Origin of the sequence: Rhodoplanes elegans (assembly GCF_016653355.1) — a bacterium.
GTDB classification, from domain to species: domain Bacteria; phylum Pseudomonadota; class Alphaproteobacteria; order Rhizobiales; family Xanthobacteraceae; genus Rhodoplanes; species Rhodoplanes elegans.
Map to the genome: position 1 here is coordinate 24,018 of NZ_NHSK01000103.1, position 7,513 is coordinate 31,530.

The 7,513-nt window shown below is 69.6% G+C and carries 6 protein-coding genes; all 6 read right to left on the reverse strand.

Annotated features, from left to right (window positions below):
• Positions 1 to 82: 82 nt before the first annotated feature.
• The gene (locus CCR97_RS13825) at positions 83 to 1,666 is read right to left on the reverse strand and encodes a B12-binding domain-containing radical SAM protein (protein ID WP_111358735.1); all 1,584 of its coding nucleotides are present in this window, start codon (positions 1,664 to 1,666) and stop codon (positions 83 to 85) included.
• Positions 1,667 to 2,071: 405 nt separating this feature from the next.
• Positions 2,072 to 2,956: an acetylglutamate kinase gene (argB, locus tag CCR97_RS13830; RefSeq protein WP_111358732.1), complete on the reverse strand. Its 885-nt coding sequence runs from the start codon at positions 2,954 to 2,956 to the stop codon at positions 2,072 to 2,074.
• A 121-nt stretch (positions 2,957 to 3,077) separates the two neighbouring features.
• A complete protein-coding gene (locus tag CCR97_RS13835; RefSeq protein WP_111358731.1) occupies positions 3,078 to 4,163 on the reverse strand; it encodes a sugar kinase in 1,086 nt (361 codons plus the stop codon).
• Between the two features lie 251 nt (positions 4,164 to 4,414).
• The gene (locus tag CCR97_RS13840) at positions 4,415 to 4,783 is read right to left on the reverse strand and encodes a DUF423 domain-containing protein (RefSeq protein ID WP_201159576.1); all 369 of its coding nucleotides are present in this window, start codon (positions 4,781 to 4,783) and stop codon (positions 4,415 to 4,417) included.
• Positions 4,784 to 4,926: 143 nt separating this feature from the next.
• Complete coding sequence (gene yihA / locus CCR97_RS13845; RefSeq protein ID WP_170146082.1) at positions 4,927 to 5,598, reverse strand: ribosome biogenesis GTP-binding protein YihA/YsxC; 672 nt, start codon at positions 5,596 to 5,598, stop codon at positions 4,927 to 4,929.
• A 262-nt stretch (positions 5,599 to 5,860) separates the two neighbouring features.
• Positions 5,861 to 7,513: membrane protein insertase YidC (gene yidC, locus CCR97_RS13850; RefSeq protein ID WP_201159577.1), on the reverse strand; the 1,653-nt coding region annotated here is incomplete at its 5' end.

The window sequence follows — 7,513 nt, forward strand, 5'->3', positions numbered from 1 at the left end:
ACGGCGCGACGGGCGGCGCGCCGGACATTTCACGATACGGAACGCGTCGACTTCGGCCGTCCCGGCCGCCGGCCCGATGGGCTCAGCTCGCCGTCGCCGCGACGCGCGGCCGCTCGGGTGTCATCGCAGCGCCGTCCAGCTCGGCGATGCGGCGATCGATGGCCGCGACGGCGTGGCGCGAGAACGGGCCGAGGTGCAGATAGAACGCCATCAGCAGCACGATGTAGCGCAGCGCCCCGGGGTTCGACTTCGCCACCTCGACGAACACGGTCCAGAACGGCTCGCGCGCCTCCGGCACGGCGCGGATGATCTGGTGCACGGCCTCGATGCCGCCGAGCCGCTTGCGCGGGTCGCCGTCGGGCAGCTCGCGCGGGCGGCCGGAGCGGTCCATCATCGCGGCGAGGCGCGACAGCCGGCCCGCATAGGCGACCGGATCGAAGACGTTCTGCAGTATGGTGCGGTAGTCGACCAGGATGTCGCGCAACGGCCGGAGCGTGTCGAAGTTGCAGCCGAGCGTGCACTGGTCGCCGCCGGTCTCGACATGCATCACGTCGTGGCCGGGATGCAGGCGGCCCTCCTTCTCCAGGCGGCGCGTGAGCTGGGTGCCGGGCAGCGCGTAGAGAAGCCCGACCATGCAGACCGGAATCGCCGTCTCCTCGATGAACTCGGTCATCGAATTGGCGATCGACACCTTCTCGGTGTCGAAGCCGACGATGAAGCCGGCCGTCACGAACATGCCGTAGCCGTAGATCTTGTGGATGCACTCGGCGATGTTGCGCTTGGTGTTCTGCTTCTTGCGCATCTGCACCAGCGTCTCGGGATCCGGGCTCTCGATTCCGACGAAGACGGCGAAGAAGTTCGCGTCCTTCATGGCCTGCATCATCTCGTCGTCGTCGGCGAGATTGATCGACGCCTCGGTCGAGAACTCGAACGGGAAGCCGCGCTCCTGCTGCCAGGCGGTGAGGCGCGGCATCAGGGTGCGGATGTTCTTCTTGTTGCCGATGAAGTTGTCGTCGACGAAGTCGACGTGGCCGCGCCAGCCGGCATCGTGCAGGGCCTGCAGCTCGGCGAGAATCTGATCGTTGGTCTTGGTCCGCGGCACCCGGCCGTAGAGCTCGATGATGTCGCAGAACTCGCAGGTGAACGGGCAGCCGCGCGCGTACTGGACGCCGATGTAGAGATAATGATCGAGCGTGAGCAGATCCCAGCGTGGCAGCGGCGTCTTGGTGATGTCGGCCTGGTACTTCTCGGCCGTGAACACGCCCTGGCGCTCGCCGCGCTCCCACGCCGCGATGAAGGCGTCGATGACCAGCTCGGCCTCGCCGATCACCTGGAAGTCGGCCTTCGCATAGAGATGCGGGCTCGACGACACGTCGGGACCGCCGACGCAGACCGGCTTGCCGTGCTGGTGCGCGACGTCGATGAGATGCAGGAAGTCCGGCTGCTGGTTGAGCATGCCGCCGATCATCACCAGATCGGCCCAGGCGATGTCGCCGTCCGCGAGCGTCTCGGTGTTGCGGTTGACGAGCCGCACCTCCCAGTGAGGAGGCAGCATCGCGGCGACCGTGATCAGCCCGAGCGGCGCCGCCGGATAGCGGGCGCCGACCAGCTCGCAGGCCGCCTTGTAGTGCCAGAACGAGTTCGCGATGAACTCGGGGTAGATCATCAGGACACGGGTGGAGCGCGCAGTCACGTCGGAACTCTCCGTGGCGGGCAGCAGCAACATCCGGAAACGTTGCGGCACCTTGCACGGAACGATCCGCACACTCAAGGCGTGGATGGCCCGCCCCCGCGGGATTGGTCGCGACGCGCGGCGAATGGGTTCGGACGACGGCGGAATTCCGGCTGCGGCGCGGCGCCGCGGTAGCATGGGATGCGCCGACAGTGGCGATTGCCGGGCGCGGGGCTGACGGTGTCGCCCACGCTCCGCTCATCCCCGCGAAGGCGGGGATCCAGGGCCGCACGTCGAGCCGCCCCTGGGTCCCCGCCTTCGCGGGGACGAGCGGAGTTGGTGATTCTTGGCGACCGATTCCCGCCGGCTAGACTTGGCTAAGGAGCGTCGCTCGCCACGTCACCGGTGGATCAGCGTCCCGGCACCATGATCGGTCAAAAGCTCGAGCAGCACCGCGTGCTCGACCTTGCCGTCGAGAATGACGACGCCTTCGACCCCGGCCTCGAGCGCGTAGATGCAGGTCTCGACCTTCGGGATCATGCCGCCCGAGATGGTGCCGTCGGCGATCAGGCGGCGCGCGTCGTCGATCGACAGCTCCTTGATGAGCTGCTTCGACTTGTCGAGCACGCCCGGCACGTCGGTGAGCAGCAGCAGGCGCTTGGCCTTGAGCGCACCGGCCACCGCGCCGGCGAACGTGTCGGCGTTGACGTTGTAGGTGCCGCCCTCGGCCGCGGTCGCGACTGGCGCCAGCACCGGGATCAGCTGCTTGCCGAGGATCTCGTCGAGCACCGTGGTGTCGACCTTGTCGGGTTCGCCGACGAAGCCGAGATCGACGATCTGCTCGATCCTGGAGCCCGGATCGACCACGGTGCGGCTGACCTTGCGGGCCGTCACCATGTTGCCGTCCTTGCCGCACAGGCCGACCGCCTTGCCGCCCGCCTCGTTGATGTAGCCGACGATCTGCTTGTTGATCGAGCCGGCCAGCACCATCTCGACGACCTCGATGGTCGCCGCGTCGGTGATCCGCAGCCCGGCCGCGAACTCCGACTTGATGCCGAGACGCTTCAGCATCCCGCCGATCTGCGGGCCGCCGCCGTGCACCACCACGGGATTGATGGCGGTCTGCTCGAGCAGCACGATGTCGCGGGCGAAGCTCTTGGCGCCGGCCTCCTCGCCCATGGCGTGGCCGCCGTACTTCACCACGACCACCTCCTCGTCGTAGCGCTGCATGTGGGGCAGCGCCTCGATCAGCACGCGGGCGATGTCGTAGGGCGACACGGTCATGGCGGGTCCTCGGGGCAGGCCAAACGGACGGCGCGGCCGGAACGGCACGCGGGCCGGGTTTTACCGGGCCGCAGGCCGACCGGAAAGAGCCGAATGGGCGGACCGGGACCGCCGGCGGGCCTCACCCGGCGGCGGCGGCGTCCAGAACCTCGTCGGCGTCGGCCATCGAGACGTCGCCGGGCGACGTCATGGCGAGCGCCCCGTGGGCGACCCCGCAGTCGACCGCCGCCTGCGGGCCGCGGCCGGTGAGGAACGCGAAGGCGAGGCCGGACGCGAAGGCGTCTCCACCGCCCATGCGGTCGTAGATTTCGAGGTTTTTTCGCGGGCGCGGCGCGTAGACGGTGCCGCCGGCCCACAGCAGCGCGCCCCAGTCGTTGAAGCCGGCCGTGCGGGCATCGCGCAGGGTCGTCGCCGCGACCTTGATGCTCGGGAACGCCGCGGCGGCCGCCGACACCACGGCGACGCCGTTCTCGGCATCGAACTGCGTCGCGCCCGGATGGGGCAGCGTCACATCGAGACCGAGGCGGGACAGGAAGTCCTCCTGGTTGCCGATCATCACGTCGACGAACGGGGCGATCGCCCGGTTGACGGCACGGGCCGCGGCGGCGCCGCCGCGCCCCTGCCACAGCGACTCGCGAAAATTGAGGTCGTAGGAGACGACCGTGCCGTGCCGGCGGGCGGCCTGGACGGCCTCCAGCGCGACCGCGGCCGTGCCGTCCGACAGGCCGGCGAAGATGCCGCCGGTGTGGAACCAGCGCACCCCGTCGCGGCCGAACAGGCGGTCCCAGTCGATCTCGCCCGGCCGCATCTGCGACGCGGCCGAGTGCCCGCGATCGATGCAGCCACGCGCCGCGCGGCCGCCGTATCCCTTTTCGGTGAAGTTGAGGCCGACACGGGTCGCGGGGCCGCTCCCGTCGGAGGGCCGCCAGAGAATCGTCGAGGTGTCGACGCCGCTCGCCAGGATCAGATCCTCGGCGAGGCGGCCGAGCTCGTCGTCGGGCAGCGCAGTCGCGACCGCGGCCCGCTGCCCGAAGCACTTCCGCAGCGCCCGCGCCACGTTGTACTCGCCGCCGCCCTCGCAGACCCGGACGCGGCGCGTCTCCCTGACCCGCCCGAACGCGGGATCGAAGCGCAGCATCACCTCGCCGAGCGCGAGGCAATCCCAGCGCGTGACGCTGGACGGACGAATGACGAGACCCTCGGGCATGTTGAACCGCCAAGCGGACGGAATCGACCGTGATCCTGCGCCGGACGGCCACGGGGGCCCGTGATCTCGACCGATGGGGGTCTCGGCGGGGGCCGTCCGACGCAAGTAACTATACGGTTACTTCGCGCCGAATCCAGAGTCCGACCTCTGTCCGAAAGGCGCGGCGGCGTTGCCCGGTGCGCGGACCGACGCTACGCGGGAGAAGTCCCGGAACCAAAGTCCGGGACCGAGTCCCCGCGGATGCCGGTGCCTCAGCCGCGGATCATTCGCACGGCGGCGGCGACGGCCAGCGTCAGCCAGCTCAGGATCAGGAGGCTGCCGCCGGTCGGCGCCGCCATCGGGAACAGGCGATTGCCGACGAAGGCGCGCAGCGTGATGTCGCCGGCGAAGAACACGGTGCCGAGCACGAAGCCGATCAGCGCCGCGAGCGCGAGCGGCCGGAAGGTGAGGCCGGCGGCGACCGCGGCCGTGCCGCCGAGCAGCGCGGCGGCGTGCACCATCAGGATCTGGGCGGCGCTGTCGAGCCCGGCGCCGGGCGCCGCATGCGCCGCGGCCGCCGCGAGCGCCACCCCGGCCGCGCCCATCACGCCGGCGACGAGGACGAAGAACTGGAGGGTCATCCGAACGCATCCCTTGTGCGCGTGACATTGCGTCACCCGCAGCGTCGTCGCCGGGCTCGACCCGGCGACATCGAACGAGACGCACTTTTCTGACGATGGACGCGCGGGTCAAGCCCGCGCGTGACGGCGCCCCGCGTGAACCCTCACCGCGTCTCGTTCATCAGCCGGGCAACGGCGGCGCGCAGCTCTCCGATCCCGGCGCCGGTGCGCGAGGCGGTGACCAGGATGCCCGGATAGGCGGCGGTGCGCTTCTTCAGCGCCGCCTCGGTCGCGGCCGTGACGGCGGCGAGCTCGGCGGGCTTGGGCTGGTCGGCCTTGGTCAACACCACCTGATAGCTGACCGCGCTCTCGTCGAGGAGGTCGAGCACCGGCGCGTCGGTGTCCTTCAGCCCGTGGCGGGCGTCGATCAGCACATAGACGCGGGCGAGGTTGGCACGGCCGCGCAGATAGGCGCGGATCAGCTCCGTCCAGGCGGCGACCTTGGCCTTGGGCGCTGCGGCGTAGCCGTAGCCCGGCATGTCGACGAGGCGCAGCCGCTCGCCGGCCGAGAAGAAGATCAGCTCCTGGGTGCGGCCCGGCGTCTGCGACGTGCGGGCGAGACCCTCGCGGCCGGTGAGCGCGTTGACGAGGCTCGACTTGCCGACGTTGGAGCGCCCCGCGAAGGCGATCTCGACCCCGAACATCTTGGGCAGCGCGCCCATGTTCGCGGCCGCCGCCATGAACTGCCAGTCGACCGCGAAGAGCTTTCGCCCGGCCGACATCTCGGCCGGCGTGAACGGCGCGGGCGCGACGGGGGCGATCGGCGTGTCCGACATGATGGCGACCAGCTCCAGATCCGAGGCCCGGGACAGTCCGCTCCGCCCTCGTCCTGAGGAGCCGCCGAAGGCGGCGTCTCGAAGGGCGGGGCGGCCCGCGAGGCCGCCGGGGGGGCGATGGCCTCATGGTTCGAGACGCGGCCTGCAGCCGCTCCTCACCATGAGGATGACGGCGGAGCGACGACGCGCCGTCCTGAAACGTGGATGGCCGGGACGAGCCCGGCCATCACGCGGTGTCGTCGGGACGCGGCGCGGCCGCGTCCTACTCGGCCTTCCGTTTCGGGATCAGGCCCTTGAGGTTGTCGAACAGCTCGATCTTGGCGCCGTTCTTGCGCATGATCACGGCCTGCTGGATCACCGAGAGCGTGTTGTTCCACGCCCAGTAGATGACCAGGCCCGCCGAGAAGCTCGCCAGCATGAAGGTGAAGATCACCGGCATCCAGTCGAAGATCATCTTCTGCGTCGGATCCGGCGGCGCCGGATTGAGCTTCATCTGCACCCACATGGTCACGCCCATGATGAGCGGCCAGGCGCCGAGATGGAGGAAGGAGCCGACCACCGGGACGACGGTCGGATCGAACGGCAGCAGGCCGAACAGGTTGAACACCGTGGTCGGATCGGGCGCCGAGAGGTCGTGGATCCAGCCGAAGAACGGCGCGTGCCGCATCTCGATGGTGACGAACAGCACCTTGTAGAGCGCGAAGAACACCGGGATCTGGATCAGCACCGGCCAGCAGCCGGCGATCGGGTTGATCTTCTCCCGCTTGTAGAGCTCCATCAGCTCCTGCTGCTGCTTGACCTTGTCGTCCGGATAGCGCTCGCGCAGCGCCTGCATCTGCGGCTGCACGGCCTTCATCTTCGCCATCGAGGCGTAGGACTTGTTGGCCAGCGGGAAGAAGAAGATCTTGATCAGCACCGTCACCAGCAGGATGGCGACGCCGAAATTGTGGGTCCACTGGAACAGGAAGTCGATGGTCCAGAACATCGGCTTGGTGATGAAGTAGAACCAGCCCCAGTCGATCAGCAGCTCGAAGCGGTTGAGCTTGAGCGCCGAGTCGTAGGCGTCGACCGTGCCGACCTCCTTGGCGCCGGCGAACAGCCGGCCCATGGCGGTGCCGGTCTGGCCCGGCTGCACCGTGACGGGATCGAGCAGATAGTCGGTCTGGAAGCTGCGGACGTTGCCGACCTGGGCGGAGGAGAACTTGGCCTGCAGGCTCGCGGACGTGTCCGGCAGCAGGGTCGCGGCCCAGTACTTGTCGGTGATGCCGAGCCACGCATTGGTGACCTTGAAGGGCATCACCTTCTTGTCCTCGATCGCCTTGTAGGTGATCTCCTGCAGGCCCTGGTCGCCGAGCACGCCGATCAGGCCCTCGTGCAGGATGTAGTAGCCGAGCGTCTGCGGCGTGCCGTGACGCGAGACCAGCGCGTAAGGGTACAGCGTCACCGGCGCCGAGCCGGTGTTCACCACGTCGTCCTTCACGGTGAACAGGAACTTGTCGTCGACCGTGATGGTGCGGCGGAACTGCAGGCCCTCGCCGTTGTCCCACACCAGCGTCACGGGCTTGGCCGGGGTGAGGGCGCCGGCGCCCTCCTGGCTCCACACCGTGTCGGGCCCGGGCAGCTTCACGCCGGTGCCGGCGCCGCCGACCCAGCCGAACTCGGCATAGAAGGGATGCGGCGTGCCGGACGGCGACAGCAGCACGATGGCGGGCGACTTCGGATCGACGGTCTCGCGGAAGCGGACCAGCGCGACGTCGTCGAGGCGGGCGCCCTTGAGGGCGATCGAGCCGCGGATGTTGGGGGTGTCGACCTGGACGCGCGGACCGGCGGCGAGCACCGCCTCGCGCGACTGCTCGGTGGTGACCGGCTGGCCCGGCACCGGCGCCGACCCCGGGGGCCGGGGCGCCGCGCCCGG